Source organism: Halochromatium sp. NSM3, from assembly GCF_059621085.1.
In genome coordinates this window covers 40,021-59,368 of sequence record NZ_JCAQIA010000001.1, presented here as the reverse complement: position 1 = coordinate 59,368, position 19,348 = coordinate 40,021, and the positions used below count along the sequence as shown (strand labels likewise).

Sequence of the window (19,348 nt, the reverse complement as noted above, 5' to 3'; positions counted from 1 at the left end):
CCCTGGGAGCCCGGCATGACTCTGATTCGTAATCTGCTCGCGGTGATCGGCGGGCTCGCCTTGGCGACGCTGCTGATTGCCACACTCTGGTTGGGGCCGAAGTTGGCCGACTTCGATCCGGAGTTCGTCCCCGTCTATTCGAACTTCGTCGCGACCCTGTTCGAGACGGGCGATCCTGGTGGCGCCATGATGTGGTCGGTGCCGGTGGAAGAAGGACTCAGCACCGACGAGGTCGTCGAGTCACTGAAGAGCCTCGCGACCACCAACAACCTGCTCTTCGTCGGCGAGTCACCCTTTTATCAGCAGGTCGAGGCGGTGACCGGCGAGGATTATCGCTACGTCAACTTCTTGTCATTCTGTGATGCACAGGTCGGCAAGATGATGCTCGAGTATCGCAATCACTACAGTGGCTTCATGCCCTGCCGGATTGCCGTGGTCGAGGATCGCGACGGCAAGCTCTGGCTCTATTCGATGAACCTGGACTTCATGATCCACGGCGGTAAAGAACTGCCGGCGGAACTCAAGCAGGCGGCCATCGATGTGCGCGATACCTTGCGCACGATCATTCAAGGGGCCGCAGCCGGCGAGTTTTGAGGCCGGGGCGCCACCGCGAGCCAGTCCGAGATCTGGTCCTGAGCCTGCTCCAAGCCGAGGCGACTGACAGCGGAAAACGCGATCACCTCGACCGGCACCGACGCCGCCGACAGTGCCTTGCGGACCTCGGTCAAACTGCGCGCGATCGCGCCGCGCTTGAGTTTGTCCGCCTTGGTCAGCAACAGCAACAGCGGTAGATCAGCGGCGATTCCCCAGGCGATCATCTGCTGATCGATGTCGGTGAGTGGATGGCGGATATCCATCACCACCACCAGCCCTTTCAGCGAGTCGCGATGCTCCAGGTAGCGTTCCATCAACAGCTGCCAGCGTTGCTTGATCGACAACGAGACCTTCGCGAACCCATAGCCGGGCAGGTCCACGAGCCGGCGCTCGTCATCCAGGCGAAAGAAGATCAACTGCTGCGTGCGCCCGGGCGTCTTACTGGTGCGCGCCAGCCCGCGTTGATGACAGAGGGCATTGATGGCGCTCGACTTACCGGCATTGGAGCGGCCGGCGACAGCCACTTCATAGCCGCTATCGTCCGGGGTTGCCGCCAGATCCGGTGCGGCGCTGAGGAAGGCCGCGCGCTGGAAGAAAGGATGGGTGGCCGGTTCGTTCACGCGTCGCGCACCCAGTGGCCGCTGCGCCCGCCGCGTTTTTCGAGCAGGCGCACAGCGTCGATGATCATGCCGCGATCCACCGCCTTACACATGTCGTAGATGGTCAGCAGTGCGATCTGCACCGCGCAGAGGGCCTCCATCTCGACGCCGGTGCGGCCGTTTGTCGCCACCGTCACGCGACAGATCACCGTCGGTTCGCTGCCGCTCCCGGTCTCATCGATGATCTCGAAGTCGCAGTCGACCTTGGTCAGCGCCAATGGATGGCAGAGCGGCACCAGATCGGCGGTCCGCTTAGCGCCCATGATGCCGGCGATGCGCGCGATGCCGAGCACGTCGCCCTTGGCATGGTCACCTTGCTGGATCTGGTGCAGCGTTTGTGGCTGCATGCGGATGCGCCCCTCGGCCACAGCCAGGCGCTCGGTGTCGGGCTTGGCGCCGACGTCGACCATCCGCGCCTCGCCAGCCCGATTGAAATGCGTCAGTGTGCTCATGGTGCCTCACGCGCATTGGGGTCGAGGGCGGAACAAAGCACGGCTCCCGTGGGCAATCGGATCACGAATCGGATCACGGGGAGCCTCATTTTGCAGGCTTGAGAATCTGGAGGCTGAGGTCGGAATCGAACCGGCGTCCACGGCTTTGCAGGCCGCTGCATAACCACTCTGCCACTCAGCCAGACCGCTTAGTTTAAGTGGAGTTGGGCACTTTGTCACCCCATGCGTGCGCTTTCGGCTTGGTCGGCACGGCCCGAGCGCGTTAACATGGACGGCTTCTCGCCCTCGTAGCTCAGCAGGATAGAGCAACCGCCTCCTAAGCGGTAGGTCACAGGTTCGAATCCTGTCGAGGGCGCCATGCTTGAGGAGACACGCTGCTTCACCGTCAGCGATCCCAGATCGATGCGCACGGACAGCGTGGGCGAGATCCGCAAGGCGCACGCGGCCGCCAGAGCGCCAAGGCTCGGTCAACGAACGTTTTTCGCGCTATTCTCAGCATTTGCGAAACCCGAACTTGAGCCCGTCCCGAGGTACCATCGCGATGCCTGATCTGCTGCAATCCGCCCTCACCGCCATCCCCGAGGACTTCTTCCACCGGCTCGAGGAGCGGATGTGCGCTTGCACCGCCATCGCCCACGAGCAAGCGGTCCGCACGCCACCGGAGGTCCCCGCGCATCGCATGCGCTTGGGCACCACGCGTTACTTCGAGCGCGGCGAGGCCTTCCGCCTCAGCGCCGAGGATATCGGCATGCGCTATCGTTTCGAGCAGGTCAACACGCATGCCTTCGCGTTGGCCATGAGCGGCCACTTCCTCATCACCCATGCCAAGGTCGATCACTGGGGTGACCCGATCGAGCAAAAGGAGTACAAGCAGGCTCTAGCGCGTCACAATCCCAGCAACGGCGATCAGCTCGCGCTGTGGGACGATTGTGACCCGGATGCCGGCATCCTTGCCATCATCATCGTGCTCTACGCGCGCCCCGGCACCGGGCAGGACGAGACCCTGCCGATGCGCCTCGGCTTCGGCATCCCCACGCGCGATCTCAAGGGCTGGCATCTGCTCAAGACGCTCGATCAGATCTACGCCGCCTATGCCGACCAGGCCCAGCAGCCAGTCGACCGCGCCCGGCCCGTGCTCAAGCAGCACCAAGACCAGGCCGGGCGGGCTTCCAATCACTGAACACAGGAGTAAGGGTAACGACCATGGGCGCACGCACCCCAGGCTTTCAGGCGACCCAACTGACGCAGGCACGGCTCGCCCGGGGACTCACACGCATTGCCCTGGCTACCGCCGTGAAGCGCTCGGCCCCGACGGTGAGCAAATGGGAATCGGGCCAGCAGACGCCCGACCCGGTCGCCCTCGAGGCGCTGGCGAAGGTGCTGCGCGTGCCGCGCGACTACTTCCTCAACCGCCCCTTCGAGACCGGCGAGCGTCCGCGCTTCTTTCGCTCCATGGCCAACGCCACCCAGCGCTCGCGCGAGCGCATCACCCAGCACCTGCTCTGGCTGCAGCGCATCAGCCATGACCTGCAGGGCTGGATCGAGCTGCCCGTGCCGGCGGTGCCGGACCTCGGTGGCGAAGATGTCCAGCGCCTGCAGGAGTGCGACATCGAGGAGGCCGCCGCGCGCGTGCGCGAGCAATGGGGGCTGTGGCGCGCGCCGATCCCGGACCTGCTGCTGGTGATGGAGAATGCCGGCATCGTTGTCGGGCGCTGTGCCTTCGCGGCGCCGTCCATCGATGGTGTCTCGCACTGGTCGCTGGCCGATGACCGCCCCTATGTGCTGCTCTCCGCTGACAAGCGCACCGCCGTGCGCTCGCGCTTCGATGCCGCCCACGAGCTTGGCCATCTGGTGCTGCATCGCCAGGTCGATCAGAGCGCGCTCACTCATCGAGACGAGTTCAAGGAACTCGAAAACCAAGCCCACCGCTTCGCCAGCGCCTTCCTCATGCCCGCCGACGGCTTCGTCAACGAGCTGCCCGAGATCTCGCTCGAAGCCTTCCGCACCCTCAAGCCGCGCTGGGGGGTGTCGATCGGTGCCATGATCTACCGCTGCAAGGATCTCGGGCTGATCACCGAGGAGCACGCCGGGCGGCTGTTCAAATACATCAGCGCCCGTGGCTGGGTGCGCGCCGAGCCCGAGGACGAGCGCCTGACGCTCGAGCAACCGCGCCTGATGGAGCGTTCCATCCGCCTGCTGCTGACCCAGGGCGGCTTCAGCGTCGAGCAGCTCCTTGCCCAGCTGCGCCTGCATCCGAAGGATATCGAGGCCTTGGCCGGCCTGCCGGCGGGCCTGCTCTCCCATCGGCGCGAGCAGGTGCGGATGCTGCCGATGCCCAAGCTCAAGGCGGGGGCGGTGAATGCCGGAGCCGCGCAGGAAGCGCGCGCTGAGGTGGTGGCGTTTCCGGGGCGGGGGCGTGACACCTGAGTCGAGCGGCTGTCGTTGCGCGCGCTGCTAACCAGCGCCGCGCGTCTCCAAGGCGATCTCGCAGTCCTTCTGGATCGCCGCCTGCGTCAGCGCTTCGTATTCGCCCTTCAGGCGCGCCAGTTCCTGCTGCTGATCATTGCCAACGTCTCTTCAAGCCGGCACATTCCTTGGTCGAGGGATAAAGCGATGTTGGATGCGAACCAAGATAAAGCCAGCTACTGGAACTATTGGGGAAAGGCCAGCAAGGAAGGCGCATTCCACCTGCTGCCTTATCATGCGCTCGATGTCGCCGCCTGCGCGCACGTCTATCTCGAACAGCACCATCCTTTGCGCGCACGTCTCAGCCAGTTGCTCGGGATCGACGAGGAAAGCCTGGTTCGATGGACCACTTTCATGCTCGCCCTCCACGACGTCGGCAAGTTTGGCTATCGCTTCCAATGCCTGCGATCGGTCTTTCCGGGGATCGCGTCGGAGCTGCCGTCGGCAACGGGCTATACCGTGTGCCACGATACCCTTGGACTTATACTCTGGGACACTGTTTTGCGGGAAGCCGTTGTCGATCGGCTCGTCCCGGAAGCATCCGGCCGACGCACAATAAGAACGGCATTGGGTTATTGGATGGCGGCCGGCGCCGGGCACCACGGGCAGCCGCCCTCGAGCACCTGGAGAAATCACAGAGACAAGTGGCTCAAAGACCAGTTCACGCAGCGCGACTGCGAAGCCGCATTGGCCTTCTGCGATGACGTTGGAACGCTGCTGCTTGAGGACGCGCCGTTGCGGGTCGATGACCCAAAGGCCTTTGAGCATGCGCTTAAACTGGGCTCTTGGTGGCTGGCGGGCATTGGGGTGCTCTGCGATTGGCTTGGCTCCAATGCCGAACTGTTCACCTATCGACAAGAAGCGATGTCGCTCGAAACCTATTGGGACGAGCACGCCAAACCCGCCGCTGAGCGTGCACTCGCGCAAAGCGGCGTGCTGCCGCTCAGCGTGACGGCCAAGTCCCAGCAAGTGCTGTTTCCCTATCTCGCTGCCGCTCAGCCAACACCGCTGCAACAGCTTTGCGCCGAACTTGAGCTATCGGACAGTCCACAGCTCTTGATCCTTGAGGATCTCACCGGATCGGGCAAGACCGAGGCCAGCCTCACACTGGCGCATCGTCTGCAAGCAGCCGGCGCTGCGGACGGCCTCTACCTCGCACTGCCGACCATGGCCACCTCCAACGCCATGCATCGACGCATCATCGACAACCAAATCTACCAGCGCTTGTTCGATGAAGAGCCCGGGCTCGTGCTGACCCATGGCGCCTCGCGCCTCGTGCAAGCATCCGCCGCGCGTGACGGGGTGCTGCCCGATGCCCCAGGCGAACGCGACTACGACCAGGCTGAAACTAGCGCGGCCAATCTGCGCGCGGCCTGGATCGGAGATCACCGCAAGAAGGCGTTGCTGGCCGACCTCGGCGTGGGCACGATCGACCAGGCCCTGCTTGGCGTGCTGCCAAGCCGGCATCAGTCCCTGCGCCTGCTTGGGCTTTCGCGCAAGGTGCTCATTGTCGATGAGGTGCATGCCTACGATGCCTATATGCAGGAGCTGTTAGCTGCGCTCCTGAGGTTCCAGGCATATATTGGCGGCCATGTGATCCTGCTATCCGCCACGCTACCGCGCCAGATGCGTCAGGCGCTCGCCAATGCATTCCGCGCCGGTCGCCACGCGGAGCCGGTATCACTCGAACAGGATGCATACCCCCTGTTGACGCAGATCACGACCACGGTGAGCTGCGAGCTTCCAGTCGCCAGCTCCGAGCGTGCACGCCGAGAAGTGGCGGTCGCTTGTATCGACGAGACCACCGTAGCACTCGAGGTACTGCTTGAGGCACACCGGCAAAACCGATGCGGATGCTGGATACGTAACAGCGTCGACGATGCCATCGAAGCCTGGCAACAACTGCGCGCCGCAGGCGTTCCCGAAGACCGCTTGCAGCTTTTCCATGCACGTTTCGCCCTCGGTGATCGGCTCGCTATCGAGCGTCAGGTGCTCGCGCACTTTGGTCCGCAAAGCAGTTCCACGCAGCGGCAAGGCCAGATCCTGATCGCCACCCAGGTCGTTGAGCAATCGCTCGATCTCGACTTCGACGTCATGGTGTCCGACCTGGCGCCGATCGATTTGATCATCCAACGCGCAGGCCGGCTTCAACGCCATCGCCGCGACGCCAACGGTGACCTGGCAGATCAGGAGCCGCGCCCCGCTCCCTGCCTCTACCTGGTGACTCCGGCGGCGACCGCCGATGCCGATGGTGTTCCCCGCGCCTGCGGGGATGAACCGGTCGCACTCGACAACCAGGAGAGCAGCTTTGTCGTGTTCCCCGCGCCTGCGGGGATGAACCGGTTTGCCAGGTGGCACTGATATTGCCATCAGAGTGTTCCCCGCGCCTGCGGGGATGAACCGGTGTCACGGGCTGAGACGGACGGGACCACGGAGTGTTCCCCGCGCCTGCGGGGATGAACCGGTATAACATCGTGCACAAAAGCTTTACGGGTAGTGTTCCCCGCGCCTGCGGGGATGAACCGTTTCCTGAGTATCGAAACGGTCTATCAAACCGGTGTTCCCCGCGCCTGCGGGGATGAACCGTGTAGCTAGCTTTTTGGCTTCGCCAATCGTTAGTGTTCCCCGCGCCTGCGGGGATGAACCTCACCGGCTCGGCAGTGCAGTGGTTGCGCGATGGGTGTTCCCCGCGCCTGCGGGGATGAACCGCATTGAAAGCGAGTGGCACGGCGTGGCAGCAAGTGTTCCCCGCGCCTGCGGGGATGAACCGGCGTCGAGTTCGGCCCGTTCGGCAAGCGGCAGGTGTTCCCCGCGCCTGCGGGGATGAACCGGCATCGTCAGCGCAAATGTCCATAGTGGGCATGTGTTCCCCGCGCCTGCGGGGATGAACCGCACCTGGATCAACTCCATTTGCCGAGCAACCTGTGTTCCCCGCGCCTGCGGAGATGAACCGCCGTCGATCAGGCGGCCTTCGGCGAAGTGATCGTGTTCCCCGCGCCTGCGGGGATGAACCGGCCGCGCGTCTACAGACCGGCGTCGACTTCGCGTGTTCCCCGCGCCTGCGGGGATGAACCGACCCTGCCCCAGCCGGCACCTCGCGCCGATACGTGTTCCCCGCGCCTGCGGGGATGAACCGATCAGCGCAAAAACAGGAGCGCCTAGAACGCTGTGTTCCCCGCGCCTGCGGGGATGAACCGTATTTGAAAAGATGGAGGCTGAGGTCGGAATCGTGTTCCCCGCGCCTGCGGGGATGAACCCGTTGAGTTCTCTATAGGCTGAACGCCTGGATAGTGTTCCCCGCGCCTGCGGGGATGAACCGTCCAGCACGGTAGCGCTCGATCGCGGTCTGGTGTGTTCCCCGCGCCTGCGGGGATGAACCGACTCCGGCGCGCTTCTGAACCTCGTCATCGACGTGTTCCCCGCGCCTGCGGGGATGAACCGATTTTGAGGAGCGCCTAGTTGCGCTCGACGCCGTGTTCCCCGCGCCTGCGGGGATGAACCGTTGGCCGAGGAGCGTAAGCGGCGTGAGCAGGCGTGTTCCCCGCGCCTGCAGGGATGAACCGAGACCCGGCAACGCTGGGCGAGCGCCCCCGACGTGTTCCCCGCGCCTGCGGGGATGAACCGGTCATGTCGGACGTGCTCACCGAATCCCGAGCGTGTTCCCCGCGCCTGCGGGGATGAACCGGTTGCATCCGAAAGTGTTAACGTGAGCGTGGAGCCGCGCGGCGGCCTGACCCCGGTTACGAGGCAGACTGATGAAGACAGCGAGAGCGACCAAAGCCACTGACGACAGCGGCGAGCAGAGCAGGCGTATCGCCCAGGCCCAAGTCTGGGCCGGGGCCGAGGCACCCACCATCTGGTTGCTCGGTAAGACCCAAGCCGGCAAGACCAGCATTGTCGCTGAAATCGTTGGCCGGGCGCATGACCAGATCGGCAACGGCTTCGTGCCGATGACCAAGGATGTGCGTCTGTATGCCTTCCCCGAGGAGCGTCCGGTGCTGCGCTTTCTCGATACTCGGGGCCTGAGTGATGTCGCCGATGATGATCCGGCGACCGATCTTCAACACGCCTGCACCCAGGCGCAAGTGATTATGGTGGTGGCGCGGGTCGACGACCTGGCGCTGGAAGACGTGCTCGCGGTCCTCAAGCCGCTGCGCGCCCAGCATCCTGACTGGCCGCTGCTGGTCGCGCAAACCTGCCTGCATCATGGCTATCGTCGTCACGACCGCCACCTGCTGCCCTATCCCTTCACCGGCGACGACAGCGATTGGGCGCTGCCCGGTCTGCCCGATGAACTCCGGCAGTCCATGCTGGCGCAGCGGCAACTGTTCGCCGATCTGCCCGGTCATCATCCACCGTTGTTCGTGCCGCTGGATTTCACGCGCCCGGAACAGGCGCTGCCTCCCAGCGACTATGGCGCCCAGCGCCTGTGGGAAGTGCTGGAGCAGGTCTTGCCGGAAACCGTGATGCGCCTGCGCGCGTCCGTCAGCTTGTCGCAAGCCGAGCAGGTGCGCACCAAGGTGATGCTGCCCTGGACGATGGCGGCGGTGGCGGCGAATGCAGTGCCAGCGCCGATCATCGGCGGTTTGGGCTCGGCCAGTCTGCAAGCCACCATGGTCAATCAGATCGCCCGCCGCTATGGGCAACCGGCAACGCGCGATCAATGGAGCGAGTTGGTCGCCGCGCTGGGCACCGGCTTCGTGCTCGGCTTCGGCGGCCGGTGGCTTGTTCAGCAGGGGCTGAAGCTCGGGCTGGGCTGGGGTACTGCGGTGGTCGCCGCCTGGACCTTCGCCATCACCTGGGCGATCGGCGAGGCGGCGCTGTATTACTTCAGCGAGCGCGCGGCGGGGCGTGAACCGGATCATGAGGTGCTGCGCGAGCGTTACCAGCAGGCCTTGCGGGATGCGCGTCTGCGTTACGAAGAGCGCAAGGACAAGGAGCAAGGGCGTTGAAGAAGCCGTTGAACGGGTTGAAACAGACTGCTCACAGTCTTCGCCCCTATTGGCGCGAGCTACTGGTGATCGTTCTGGTGCCGGCGCCCTTCGTGCTGGTGCTGCCGCTGGGGCTGGCGTTTCTCTGGCAACAGGGCTGGTTCTGGTATTGGCCGATCAGCCTCGTGGCGCTGACCCTGATCCCGCTGGTGTTGGTGCGACATGGCTGGGGACCGCGCGCGCGGGAGGTCCGCGCGCATGAGAGACGCGCGCATGAGATCAGGGTTGCGCCCGGCGATCCGCATGCCGCACCGGGCGAGCAACAGGCGCGCGCCGCGCTCGAGCAGATCGTCGCCGGGGCCACGGCGGAGGATCTGCAGACAGCGGAGAGGATTCGCGATCTGCTGTTGCGCACCGTCAACGCCGTTGCCATCGCCTATACGCCGGAAGGCGAACCTGTGGGCGATCCGGCGAACGAACAGCTCGCCTCGGGGCTCTCGAAAGCCGCGCTGCGCTTCACGCTGGCGGAAGTGTTGCTGATGAACGAGGAGCTTGCGCGTGCGTTGCGCGAGACCCTGACCCGGAATTTCCCGGTGATGCGCCACATCAAGGTCGATTTGATGCTGGATGTCTATCAAACCGGCAACAGTACCCTACCGCCGCTGCTGGGACTGGCGCGGGCGTTGCGCTGGGTCAATCCCCTCTCGGCCGTCCTCTACGAGGTGCGGGGGCTGGCCGTCTCCAAGGCCGTGGACGTGCTCGGCGCGGCGGCCAAGGCGCGGGTCGCAGCGATTCTCGCGCGCGAGGTCGGCGAGGTGTTCATCCGCCTCTATGCCGGCCATTATCGACGCCGCGCCGATGAGCTGCTCGCGACCGCACCGCCAGCCAAGTCGCCGCAAGCACCGTCGCCCTTGACCATCGTGCTGGCCGGCCAGCGCAATGTGGGCAAGTCCAGCCTGCTGAACGCGTTGCTGGGTGTCGCTCAGGTGCCGATTGGTGTGACGCGGCCCTCGGAGGCCTTTGCCCATTATCATCTCCAACAGCCCACCGCCGGCGATTTGGTGTTGGTGGACAGTCCGGGGTTGGAGCAGATGCCGCGCGAATCCTGGCTTAAACAGGTCTGCGAGAGCGACCTGATCCTCTGGGTCACGGCGGCCAACCGCGCCGATCGCGCCGCCGATCAGCGCGGGCTGGCCGCCCTGCGTGCGCTGACCGCCAGCGATCCGCGCCTGAGCGCGATCCCGCTGGTGCTGGTCGCGACCCATGCCGACCGGCTCGATCCACCGCTGGAGTGGTCCCCGCCTTATGACCCAACGATGGGTGTGCGACCGAAGGAGGCCACGATGCGCGCGGCTTTGGACGCCGCCGCGCAAGCCCTGTCGATCCCGACCGCGCGGAGCGTGATTGTTGCCGTACCGCCCGACGAGCCGCCGTGGAATCTGGATGGCTTATGGACGACCATCGCCGCAGCCTTGCCCGCCGCTCGGCACAAGCAGCTCGAGCGCGGTCTGAGCGAGGAGGGCTGGTTCAAACGGGTCGTTGACGGTGTGCGCACCGTGCCGGGCGCCCTGCGCCAGGTGGGCGCGTTGATCAACCGTTGACCTGTTTTGCCTTGCGTCGGCCAGAGGCGGCAAGGCGGCGAACCCATGAACAGTTGCTGGACGCGTTCTACAGAGTGCGTCCAGCGAGCCTGATTATTCAGCCATCGTCGTTGTTTGGAGCGCCAAGATCCACCGATTGAATCGTTGGCGCCTCGGGTGCGGGCAAGCGCCGTGGCGCCGTGGGCGCTCGATCCTCCACCGCCTGCCGGGGTTCGGGGCCCTGTGCTTCGGCGGCAGCGGTCTCTGCTGCATCGACAGTGTCGGCACTTGTTCCGCTCAGCGCCTCGGTGGTTTCTGTATGAGGTGCGCTGCGCTCTTGCTCTTGCCGATCTTGGCGCTCCTGCGATGACGGTGCGTTGACTGGCTCGCCGCGACTGACGCTCGTCTCGGGCTGGCTTTCGGACTGGCGTTCAGCCTTGGCCACGCGATTGCGTCTTTCTTGCGCGCGTTGCTGGCGAATACGCTCGGCATAGTCGCCATAATCCGGGCCGTTGCCAATCACCGTGACGCGGGTGCCGATGTCGGCATGGGCGAATAGGCTCGAGGCGACCTCGTCCGGGAGTCGAATGCAGCCATGCGAGGCCGGCTGGCCCGGTTGCGGGATCGCGCCCGCGTGCATGCCGATGCCGTCATAGGTCATGCGCATGAAGTAGGGCATGCGAGCGCCGACGAATTTGCCGCCTTTGGGGATCGGATCGCGAGAATGGGCGTTGCTCTTGTGCAGCCCTCCGCTCGCGTTGTAGATGCGACCGTAGAGGTTGGAACGCTTCTTTGCGACCTTCTCGATGACCTCGAACTCGCCACTGGGCGTTGGATGGGCCGAGACTCCGGAGGCGATGGTCGTCCAGCCCACCTGCTCCTGGCCGTCATAGAAGCGTGCCCGTTGCTCGTTGGTGTCGATCACCACGCGGCTGATGCTGCGTCCCCTGCCATCCCACTCGTAGAGCTGCCCGGGTTCCGGAACCTCTTGGGGCTCGGGAATCGTTTCCTGCGCCACCTCGATCTCTTCGACCTCGTTGAGGTCGACATCGTCGGGCAGTTGCGCGCTGGTTTTGGTGGCCGACTGCGAGGGAAACTGGGCGCAGCCTCCTAGCAGGAGAACGAGGCCCAAGGCGACCAGCGATACCCAGAGTGAGTGGCCGATGCGTGTGCGGTGTGTGGTTCGAATATGCATGACTCGAGGTGACATTCACGGAGTCCAACAGTTGCCAGTTCCGGTCATGGTAGCGCATTGAACTCCATTGGACTTGAGGCCGGGCGCACGAAAACCCGCTAACGTCGCCCAAAATGATGAGGATAGCCTGTTCCGGCGCCTTCGTAGAGTCCTAATTCTGCATGCATTTTATGGGTTTGTGGAGATCCACGTTGTATGATAAATATAAAAATTCTCTTATTCTGTGATCGGCCATCAGGGCTCGATCACAGCCAGCGAGCCAAAACCACCGAGCCTAACCACTCAAGAGGACCCCTAAGATGTCGAGTAAGCCCGCTTCTGAATCCCGATTCGGCGCCGCGCCGCGCATGCTAGCCGTGCTGGGCCTGTTGCTGGGCCTGGAGCTGCCGCTTGCGGCCCAAGCGCATTTCCTCGAGCTGATTCCATCTACCGAGATCCTAACCGCCGAGACCGGCCCGGCACTGACGCTGGCACTGAGCTTCACCCATCCGATGGAGCGCGGGCCGGTGATGGCGATGGACAAGCCGGCGCGCTTCGGCGTGCTGACAGCGGAGGAGGGGACCGAGGATCTATTGCAACGGCTGCAGGCCGTCGAGCGCGACGGCCAGCGTGCCTACAGTGCCGAGTATCGGGTGTCGGGGCCCGGCGACTATCTCTTCTTCGTCGAGCCGGCGCCGTATTGGGAGCCCGCCGAGGGGGTGATGATCGTCCATTACACCAAGACCGTCGTCGATGCCTTCGGCGCCGAAGAGGGCTGGGATCGGATGGTCGGCTTCCCGGTCGAGATCGAGCCGTTGGTGCGTCCCTATGGGCTCTGGGCCGGCAACCTGTTCACCGGCGTCGTGACCCGCGATGGCGAGCCGGTGCCCTTTGCCACAGTCGAGGTGGAATGGCGCAACGATGGCTCGGTTGAGCCACCGGCGGCGCCTTTCGTGACCCAGGTGCTGAAGGCGGATGCCAACGGCGTCTTCAGCTATGCGATGCCCCGCGCCGGCTGGTGGGGCTTCGCCGCCCTGCTCGAGGGCGACGAGACCATGACCAACCCCGATGGTGAACAGGTGCCGGTCGAGCAGGGCGCGTTGCTCTGGGTGCGCGCGCGAGAGATGTGAGCCGATCCGTCTCGCGGCCAGCGTGGTCGCACATCCCTATAGCCGAACGCATGCGCCCGCGCAGCCTCGATGAGGTGGTCGGCCAGCAGCACCTGCTCGCGCCGGGGCGAGCGCTGCGCGAGGCCATTGACGCAGATCGGCCGCATTCGGCGATCTTCTGGGGGCCGCCTGGCACCGGCAAAACGACCTTGGCGCGGCTGATCGCGGCGACGTCGAACAGCCGGTTCCTGAGTCTCTCGGCGGTGTTGGCCGGCGTCAAGGAGATCCGCGCAGCGGTCGATCAGGCGCGCCAGGTTCGGGCTACTGAGCAGCGCGGCACCATCCTGTTCATCGATGAAGTGCATCGCTTCAACAAGGCGCAGCAGGATGCTTTCTTACCGCATGTCGAGGATGGCACCCTGGTCTTTATCGGCGCGACCACCGAAAACCCCTCGTTCGCGCTCAACAACGCGCTGCTCTCGCGGGCGCGCGTCTATCTGCTGAAGCCGCTGGAGCGGGTCGATTTAGAGCGGCTGGCGGATCGTGCGCTGAACGATACCGAGCGCGGTCTGGCTCCTGCTTCGACTCAGGACGCCATTGAAGGGGCCGGCGAAGCAGGGGCCAACGGGGCCGCCGATGCGGGTGCTAGGACCGAGGCTGCGGATTCGACCGACAGCGGCCAGGGTCGCATCCTGATCGATGCCGAGGCACGGCGCTTGCTTGCCGAGGCCGCCGATGGGGATGCGCGACGATTGCTGAATTTGCTGGAGCTGGCGGTCGATCTAAGCGCGCCGGTCGTCTCTGAACGCCAGCCTGAAGCCGGGCCACAATCGGAGCCAGGAGCGGAGTCCGCGCCCAGGCTTGAACCCATCCGTCGCATCAGTATCGAGACCTTGCGTCAAATCACCGAGGACGGCGTGCGCCGCTTCGACAAGGGCGGCGATGCCTTCTACGATCAGATCTCGGCGCTGCACAAATCAGTGCGGGGCTCGGCGCCCGATGCCGCCCTCTACTGGCTGGCGCGCATGATCGATGGCGGTTGCGATCCGCTCTATCTCGCGCGTCGATTGGTGCGCATGGCGAGCGAGGACATCGGCAATGCCGATCCGCGCGCACTCGCGATCGCAATGGATGCCTGGGATGCGCAGCAGCGCCTCGGCAGCCCCGAGGGCGAATTGGCACTGGCGCAGGCGGTGCTCTATCTGGCTAGCGCGGCGAAGAGCAACGCCGTCTATCGGGCTTGGAACAGCGCGCTCGAGGACGCGCGCAAGCAAGGCTCACTGGAGGTGCCGGTGCATCTGCGCAACGCGCCCACTCGCTTGATGAAGGAACTCGGCCATGGCCATGCCTATCGCTACGCCCATGACGAGCCCGACGCCTATGCCGCCGGCGAGCGGTATTTCCCGGATGGCATGGCGCCACGGCGCTACTATCAGCCGGTCGAGCGCGGGCTCGAGATTCGGATCAAGGAAAAGCTCGAACGGCTCGCTGCGCTCGATCGCGCCGCCGCCACCAGGCCTCGATGAGGCAACAGGAGATCCGCTCGGCGCCGCGTCGGAATGCTCACAGACCGGCGGGTAGGATAAAGGGCGCCGCCACGCGAAAGGGCAGTTCCTGATCGAATGACCTCGACTGTTGCTGCGCCTCCTTGATTTGCTCGATGGAGAGAAGCTTAGCGACCCGGTCGCGGTCGATGACGGCCTCCCGATGGCCGCGCGCCGCAGCGATATTGCACCAAGCATAGGCATCAACCAGGTCTTTGTCGGCGCCGATCCCGTGACTCAACATGGCTCCCACGCGGTACATCGCCATCGTCTCGCCTTGCATGGCCGCGCGGCGATACCAGGCGAGCGCCTGTTCGTAATCCTGAATCACCCCGCTCCCGTTCTCGTGCAGCACACCAAGCATCAACTGCGCCCTGGCGTGGTCGTCCTCGGCGGCTTGTCGGAGCCATTTCGCGGCCTCGGGGAGCGTGGAGCCGCCTTCGCGATAGGTCGAACGACGCAAAAGCTCGAGGCCTTTGCGGTAGTTGCGCTCGGCTTGATCAAGGGTCTCCACCTCGGGATCCGCGTCAGTATCGAGTATTTCCGCCTCGGAATCCGCATCAGCGAGCGCCTCGTTCCACCCTTGCTCGACGAATGCATGCTCGGAGGTGGCAGGTTGATAGCGGACCACCAGGATGACAGCGACGCCCATCGATAAGAGCGCGAAGCCACTGAAGCCCCAGGAATAGATCGTGGATAGATCTCGGGCCGGGAATCGCAAACGACAGTCGCGACAGCGAAAGAACCGACTCAGCAGAGGAAGACTCTTGCGGCTCGGGTCCGACGCCTTTTTATGGGAGCGGCGAACATGGCTGCTGCCGCATTGAGGGCATTTGACTATGGGCATGGACGGAATACACAAAGGGTTCGGGGCCGCGACGCGCAAGCTCCGTGTCGCCAATTGACATTCCGAGAATCGAAAACACGCTCAAGATTAGCTGGGATCATAAGGATTGGTCAACGCGGCGTGTTTTACCATCACCGATACCGTCGAGGCGAGAACCCGTCCCAGGTCAGGGATCTTGGTCGGCTCTGCCGATTCAGGTAAGATTCCGCCTCGGATTTGGTCGAGCGCAGTGGTACGCGAATGATGCAACTCTTGGCGATCGCCGGCGGCGGGGCGCTCGGTGCCGTGGCGCGTTTCGGTGTCTCGACCGGCGTTTACCGGCTGTTCGGTCGCGACTTCCCCTGGGGCACCCTGGCGGTGAACGGACTCGGCTCGTTCGCGATGGGTCTGCTGTTCGTGCTCTTCCTGGAACGCGGCCTGATGGCGCCCGAGCTGCGCGCGGCGGTGCTCGTCGGCTTTCTCGGTTCGTTCACCACCTTCTCGACCTTCTCGCTGGAGACGCTGACGCTGGTGGAGCAGGGCGAGACGATACGCGTGTTGCTCAATGTCGCCGGCAGTCTGCTGCTCTGTCTCGGGGCCTGCTGGGCCGGCATCATCAGCGCGAGGCTGCTATGACCAAGTCTGACCCAGATTGCGAGCATGGCCTGATCTCGGCGACCATGGTCCGGGTCTATCTGACGGAATCGGATCACGGCCTGAAGCCACTGCTGAAATGCCTACACGACGAACTCGGCGTGTTGGGCGCGACGGTAACCCGCGGTGTGGCCGGCTTCGGTGCCTCCGGCGTGGTGCATAGCGCAGGCTTGGTCGACCTGTCGACCAATCTGCCACTCATTCTTGAATTCTTTGACCGGCCGGATCGCGCCCGAATGGCGATCGAGCGCATCAGGGATTTTGTTGAGCCTGGCCATGTGGTCTCATGGCCGGTTAGCGTCGACGGTGATGACCGAGCTTCGTCTTTGACAACTGAATAGAATGCAACATGCTTGACCCCAAACTCCTCCGCAGCGAGCTTGATCAGATCGCCGCCCAGCTCGCGCGTCGCGGCTTCACCCTCGATGTCGCCCGCATCGATGCCCTCGAGACCCGCCGCAAGGCGCTGCAGGGCGAGGTGCAGGAGCTGCAGAACCAGCGCAACGTGAAATCCAAGGCGATCGGCAAGGCCAAAGCCGCCGGCGAGGACATCGAGCCGATCAAGGCCGAGGTCGCTGCCTTTGCCGATCGACTGAAGGCGATGGATGCCGAACTCGAGGGGCTTCAGCAGGAGCTGCGGGAGATCGCGCTCGGCATCCCCAACCTGCCGGATGTCAGCGTGCCCGATGGTGCCGATGAGAGCGCCAACCGCGTCGAGCGGACCTGGGGCGAGCCGCGCGCCTTCGACTTCGAGCCCAAGGATCATGTCGACCTCGGCGTGCCGGCCGGCTGGATCGATTTCGACGCCGCCGCCAAGCTCACCGCCTCGCGCTTCGCCGTGCTCAATGGTCCGATGGCGCGGCTGCATCGGGCGCTGATCCAGTTCATGCTCGACCTGCACACCGAGGAACACGGCTACAGCGAGACCTATGTGCCCTACTTGGTCAACGCCGACAGCCTGCGCGGTACTGGTCAGTTGCCGAAGTTCGAGGAAGACCTGTTCCGAGTGCCGGGACCGGAGCGCGACTTCTATCTGATCCCGACCGCCGAGGTGCCGGTCACCAACCTGGTGCGCGACCTGATCTGCGATGCCGCCAGCCTGCCACGCCAATGGGTCGCGCACACGCCCTGCTTCCGCAGCGAGGCCGGCTCCTACGGTAAGGACACCCGCGGCATGATCCGTCAGCATCAGTTCGAGAAGGTCGAGCTGGTGCAGGCGGTGCGTCCGGAAGACTCATTCGCCGCACTGGAAGCGCTCACTGGCCATGCCGAGACGGTGCTGCAGCGGCTTGGGCTGCCCTATCAGGTGGTCACCCTCTGCACTGGCGATCTCGGCTTCTCGGCGGTGAAGACCTACGATCTCGAGGTCTGGCTGCCCGGCCAGCAGCGTTACCGGGAGATCTCCTCCTGCTCCTGCTTCGGCGATTTCCAGGCGCGGCGGCTACAGGCGCGCTGGCGCAATCCCGAGACCAACAAGCCCGAGCTGCTGCATACGCTCAATGGCTCCGGGCTCGCGGTCGGGCGCACGCTAGTCGCGGTGCTGGAGAACTACCAGCAGGCAGACGGCAGCATCGAGGTGCCCGAGGCACTTCAGCCTTATATGCGCGGCCTGACGGCCCTCGAGCCGGCTCGCTGATCCGCGTCTGCTGATGTGCGATGTGTGTTTGCGATTCGAGATCCGTGAGCCGTGAGCCGCTGACGCAGACGATATCCACATGCTTAACCGGAGCGGTGCTATGAAAGAGGCCATACCAACCCCGTCATCAACCTCCAACGCTCAGGTCATCTACATCCTCTACCTGGTCAGCCTGGTCGTTGGCGTCACCGGGGTCGTCGGCGTCATCATGGCCTATGTGTATCGCGGCGAGGCGCCGGACTGGCTCCGGAGCCACTATCAATTCCAGATTCGCACCTTCTGGATTGGGCTGCTCTATGTCGTCCTAGGGATGCTGCTCAGCATGGCGCTGATCGGGTTCCTGCTGCTCTTGTTCTGGGTGATCTGGCTCATCGTACGCTGCGTCAAGGGCCTGCAGCAGCTTGAGCGCCGCGAGCCGATCGCCGATGTTGAGACCTGGCTGTGGCCCAAATAATGCGCGCTGCTCGAGGCAAGGCTGAAACGCGAGCGTCAACGGTTAGTGGCGACCCCCTGCGCCTCTGATGCCAAGCGGTATCGGTGCAATCACAAGCCGCTTGGCGGAACGCATGGCGCTGATCCAGCCCTTCCACGTGATGGAGGTGCTGGCCAAGGCGCAGGCGCTGGAGCAGGCCGGCCGGGATCTGATCCATCTCGAGATCGGCGAGCCGGATTTCCCGACCCCGGAGCCGATCGTCGCCCGCGCACAAGCAGCCTTGCAGGCTGGCCAGACGCGCTACACCGCCGCGCAAGGCCTGCCGGAATTGCGTGCGCTGATTGCGGCTCAGTATCCGCTCGCAGCGCGGCCGAGTCCGGAACGGGTGGCGTTGGTGCCGGGCTCCTCCGCAGCCCTCTTGGTCAGCTTTGCGCTGCTGCTCGATCCTGGCGATGAGGTGCTGCTGGCTGATCCGGGCTATCCGTGCAATGCCAACTTCATCCAGCTGTTCGGCGGTGTGCCGGTGCGCATCCCCAGTGGTCCGGAGACCGGCTATCAGCTCACGCCCGAAGCGATCCGCACGCACTGGAGCGAGCGCACCCGCGCAGTGCTGCTCGGCTCGCCGGCGAATCCGACCGGTAGCCTGATCGCACCCGAGCAGATGAGTGCCATTGTCGATGAGGTGCGTCGGCTCGGCGGCACCCTGATCGTCGACGAGATCTATCATGGCCTGGTCTACGACACCTCTGTGCGCAGCGCACTCCACGACGGCGACGACCTCTTCGTGATCAACAGCTTCTCGAAGTTCTACGGTATGACCGGCTGGCGGCTCGGCTGGATGGTGGCACCCGATGCCTATGGCGGTGCGGTCACTCGGCTGTGTCAGAATCTCTTCATCTCGGCGCCGACTGTCTCCCAATATGCGGCGCTAGCGGCCTTCGAGCCCGCGACTCTGGCCGAGTTGGAGCGGCGACGTCAGGCGTTCCAGCAGCGCCGCGACTTCCTTGTGCCGGCGCTGCGCGATCTTGGTTTCCAGATCCCGTTGCAGCCGGCCGGCGCCTTCTATATCTACGCCGACGTCAGTGGCCTCACCGACGACAGCCAGCGCTTCGCCGACCAGGTGCTGGAGCAGACTGGAGTCGCGATCACGCCCGGGCGGGATTTCGGTGACTACCGTCAGCGTGAGCATGTGCGCCTTTCCTATGCGGCGCCGCTGGTGCGGTTGGAAGAGGCGGTAGAACGCCTGCGCCGGTGGTTCGAGCGCTGCTAACTGACTGCGACCCGGCTCAA

Annotated in this window: 16 protein-coding genes, 2 tRNA genes, 1 pseudogene and 1 CRISPR repeat array; of the genes and pseudogenes, 14 read left to right on the top strand and 5 right to left on the bottom strand. The window is 64.5% G+C overall.

All coding sequences use genetic code 11. The annotated features are described in order from the left end of the window. Positions 1-15 precede the first annotated feature (15 nt). Positions 16-594 (top strand): DUF302 domain-containing protein, encoded by a 579-nt coding sequence (locus AC54T3_RS00315; protein ID WP_496621481.1) that lies wholly within the window; start codon positions 16-18, stop codon positions 592-594. On the opposite strand, the gene yihA is transcribed toward AC54T3_RS00315, so the two are convergent. From yihA to AC54T3_RS00300, 3 genes are all read right to left on the bottom strand, one after another. Continuing rightward, entirely contained in the window at positions 567-1,214 is a 648-nt protein-coding gene (yihA, locus tag AC54T3_RS00310; RefSeq protein ID WP_496621480.1) for a ribosome biogenesis GTP-binding protein YihA/YsxC, read from the bottom strand. The genes AC54T3_RS00315 and yihA overlap by 28 nt on opposite strands. Beyond that, positions 1,211-1,705, bottom strand: coding sequence for a cyclic pyranopterin monophosphate synthase MoaC (gene moaC / locus AC54T3_RS00305; RefSeq protein WP_496621479.1), 495 nt, complete (start codon positions 1,703-1,705; stop codon positions 1,211-1,213). Before moaC ends, yihA begins: the two co-directional genes overlap by 4 nt. Positions 1,706-1,812: 107 nt before the next feature. Next, positions 1,813-1,886: transfer RNA gene (locus AC54T3_RS00300), tRNA-Cys, on the bottom strand. 100 nt (positions 1,887-1,986) lie between these two features. Between AC54T3_RS00300 and AC54T3_RS00295 the strand changes: the two genes are divergently transcribed. The 6 genes and pseudogenes from AC54T3_RS00295 (at position 1,987) to AC54T3_RS00270 (ending at position 10,703) form a co-directional block, all read left to right on the top strand. Continuing rightward, positions 1,987-2,063: transfer RNA gene (locus tag AC54T3_RS00295), tRNA-Arg, on the top strand. Between the two features lie 183 nt (positions 2,064-2,246). Continuing rightward, positions 2,247-2,885: a hypothetical protein gene (locus AC54T3_RS00290; RefSeq protein WP_496621478.1), complete on the top strand. Its 639-nt coding sequence runs from the start codon at positions 2,247-2,249 to the stop codon at positions 2,883-2,885. A gap of 23 nt (positions 2,886-2,908) precedes the next feature. After that, entirely contained in the window at positions 2,909-4,132 is a 1,224-nt protein-coding gene (locus tag AC54T3_RS00285; RefSeq protein ID WP_496621477.1) for a helix-turn-helix domain-containing protein, read from the top strand. Positions 4,133-4,318: 186 nt separating this feature from the next. Further along, positions 4,319-6,283 (top strand): annotated as a pseudogene (gene cas3, locus AC54T3_RS00280) (CRISPR-associated helicase Cas3'); the annotation flags it as partial. Positions 6,284-6,422: 139 nt separating this feature from the next. Next, positions 6,423-7,855: a CRISPR direct-repeat array (repeat unit 28 nt; unit sequence GTGTTCCCCGCGCCTGCGGGGATGAACC). A 71-nt stretch (positions 7,856-7,926) separates the two neighbouring features. Then, positions 7,927-9,123 carry a YcjF family protein gene (locus tag AC54T3_RS00275; RefSeq protein WP_496621476.1) on the top strand — a complete coding sequence of 399 codons (1,197 nt, stop codon included), beginning with the start codon at positions 7,927-7,929 and terminating at the stop codon, positions 9,121-9,123. Beyond that, a complete protein-coding gene (locus AC54T3_RS00270) occupies positions 9,120-10,703 on the top strand; it encodes a GTPase family protein (protein ID WP_496621475.1) in 1,584 nt (527 codons plus the stop codon). The genes AC54T3_RS00275 and AC54T3_RS00270 overlap by 4 nt, the downstream gene beginning before the upstream one ends. Positions 10,704-10,800: 97 nt before the next feature. Here the strand turns inward: AC54T3_RS00270 and AC54T3_RS00265 are convergent, their stop codons facing one another. Next, positions 10,801-11,877 carry a L,D-transpeptidase gene (locus AC54T3_RS00265; protein ID WP_496621474.1) on the bottom strand — a complete coding sequence of 359 codons (1,077 nt, stop codon included), beginning with the start codon at positions 11,875-11,877 and terminating at the stop codon, positions 10,801-10,803. 299 nt (positions 11,878-12,176) lie between these two features. Here AC54T3_RS00265 and AC54T3_RS00260 point away from each other — a divergent pair, with 299 nt between their 5' ends. Both AC54T3_RS00260 and AC54T3_RS00255 read left to right on the top strand, forming a co-directional pair. Further along, a complete protein-coding gene (locus tag AC54T3_RS00260) occupies positions 12,177-12,986 on the top strand; it encodes a DUF4198 domain-containing protein (protein WP_496621473.1) in 810 nt (269 codons plus the stop codon). A 50-nt stretch (positions 12,987-13,036) separates the two neighbouring features. Next, complete coding sequence (locus AC54T3_RS00255; protein ID WP_496621472.1) at positions 13,037-14,491, top strand: replication-associated recombination protein A; 1,455 nt, start codon at positions 13,037-13,039, stop codon at positions 14,489-14,491. A gap of 37 nt (positions 14,492-14,528) precedes the next feature. On the opposite strand, the gene AC54T3_RS00250 is transcribed toward AC54T3_RS00255, so the two are convergent. Then, the gene (locus AC54T3_RS00250) at positions 14,529-15,395 is read right to left on the bottom strand and encodes a tetratricopeptide repeat protein (protein ID WP_496621471.1); all 867 of its coding nucleotides are present in this window, start codon (positions 15,393-15,395) and stop codon (positions 14,529-14,531) included. 201 nt (positions 15,396-15,596) lie between these two features. Between AC54T3_RS00250 and crcB the strand changes: the two genes are divergently transcribed. From crcB to AC54T3_RS00225, 5 genes are all read left to right on the top strand, one after another. Further along, on the top strand, positions 15,597-15,971 hold the full coding sequence (gene crcB, locus AC54T3_RS00245; RefSeq protein WP_496621470.1) for a fluoride efflux transporter CrcB: 375 nt from the start codon (positions 15,597-15,599) through the stop codon (positions 15,969-15,971). Beyond that, the gene (locus AC54T3_RS00240) at positions 15,968-16,330 is read left to right on the top strand and encodes a DUF190 domain-containing protein (protein WP_496621469.1); all 363 of its coding nucleotides are present in this window, start codon (positions 15,968-15,970) and stop codon (positions 16,328-16,330) included. The genes crcB and AC54T3_RS00240 overlap by 4 nt, the downstream gene beginning before the upstream one ends. Before the next feature lie 8 nt (positions 16,331-16,338). Next, a complete protein-coding gene (gene serS / locus AC54T3_RS00235) occupies positions 16,339-17,625 on the top strand; it encodes a serine--tRNA ligase (RefSeq protein WP_496621468.1) in 1,287 nt (428 codons plus the stop codon). Positions 17,626-17,725: 100 nt separating this feature from the next. Beyond that, complete coding sequence (locus tag AC54T3_RS00230; protein ID WP_496621467.1) at positions 17,726-18,079, top strand: DUF4870 family protein; 354 nt, start codon at positions 17,726-17,728, stop codon at positions 18,077-18,079. Between the two features lie 112 nt (positions 18,080-18,191). Further along, positions 18,192-19,328 (top strand): aminotransferase class I/II-fold pyridoxal phosphate-dependent enzyme, encoded by a 1,137-nt coding sequence (locus AC54T3_RS00225; protein WP_496621466.1) that lies wholly within the window; start codon positions 18,192-18,194, stop codon positions 19,326-19,328. Positions 19,329-19,348 lie beyond the last annotated feature (20 nt).

Coding starts and splice junctions, on each gene's coding strand:
- AC54T3_RS00315 (WP_496621481.1), top strand. CDS start 16: ATGACTCTGATTCGTAATCTGCTCGCGGTGATCGGCGGGCTCGCCTTG.
- moaC (WP_496621479.1), bottom strand. CDS start 1,705: ATGAGCACACTGACGCATTTCAATCGGGCTGGCGAGGCGCGGATGGTC.
- AC54T3_RS00290 (WP_496621478.1), top strand. CDS start 2,247: ATGCCTGATCTGCTGCAATCCGCCCTCACCGCCATCCCCGAGGACTTC.
- AC54T3_RS00285 (WP_496621477.1), top strand. CDS start 2,909: ATGGGCGCACGCACCCCAGGCTTTCAGGCGACCCAACTGACGCAGGCA.
- AC54T3_RS00275 (WP_496621476.1), top strand. CDS start 7,927: ATGAAGACAGCGAGAGCGACCAAAGCCACTGACGACAGCGGCGAGCAG.
- AC54T3_RS00265 (WP_496621474.1), bottom strand. CDS start 11,877: ATGCATATTCGAACCACACACCGCACACGCATCGGCCACTCACTCTGG.
- AC54T3_RS00260 (WP_496621473.1), top strand. CDS start 12,177: ATGTCGAGTAAGCCCGCTTCTGAATCCCGATTCGGCGCCGCGCCGCGC.
- AC54T3_RS00255 (WP_496621472.1), top strand. CDS start 13,037: ATGCGCCCGCGCAGCCTCGATGAGGTGGTCGGCCAGCAGCACCTGCTC.
- crcB (WP_496621470.1), top strand. CDS start 15,597: ATGATGCAACTCTTGGCGATCGCCGGCGGCGGGGCGCTCGGTGCCGTG.
- AC54T3_RS00240 (WP_496621469.1), top strand. CDS start 15,968: ATGACCAAGTCTGACCCAGATTGCGAGCATGGCCTGATCTCGGCGACC.
- serS (WP_496621468.1), top strand. CDS start 16,339: ATGCTTGACCCCAAACTCCTCCGCAGCGAGCTTGATCAGATCGCCGCC.
- AC54T3_RS00230 (WP_496621467.1), top strand. CDS start 17,726: ATGAAAGAGGCCATACCAACCCCGTCATCAACCTCCAACGCTCAGGTC.
- AC54T3_RS00225 (WP_496621466.1), top strand. CDS start 18,192: ATGGCGCTGATCCAGCCCTTCCACGTGATGGAGGTGCTGGCCAAGGCG.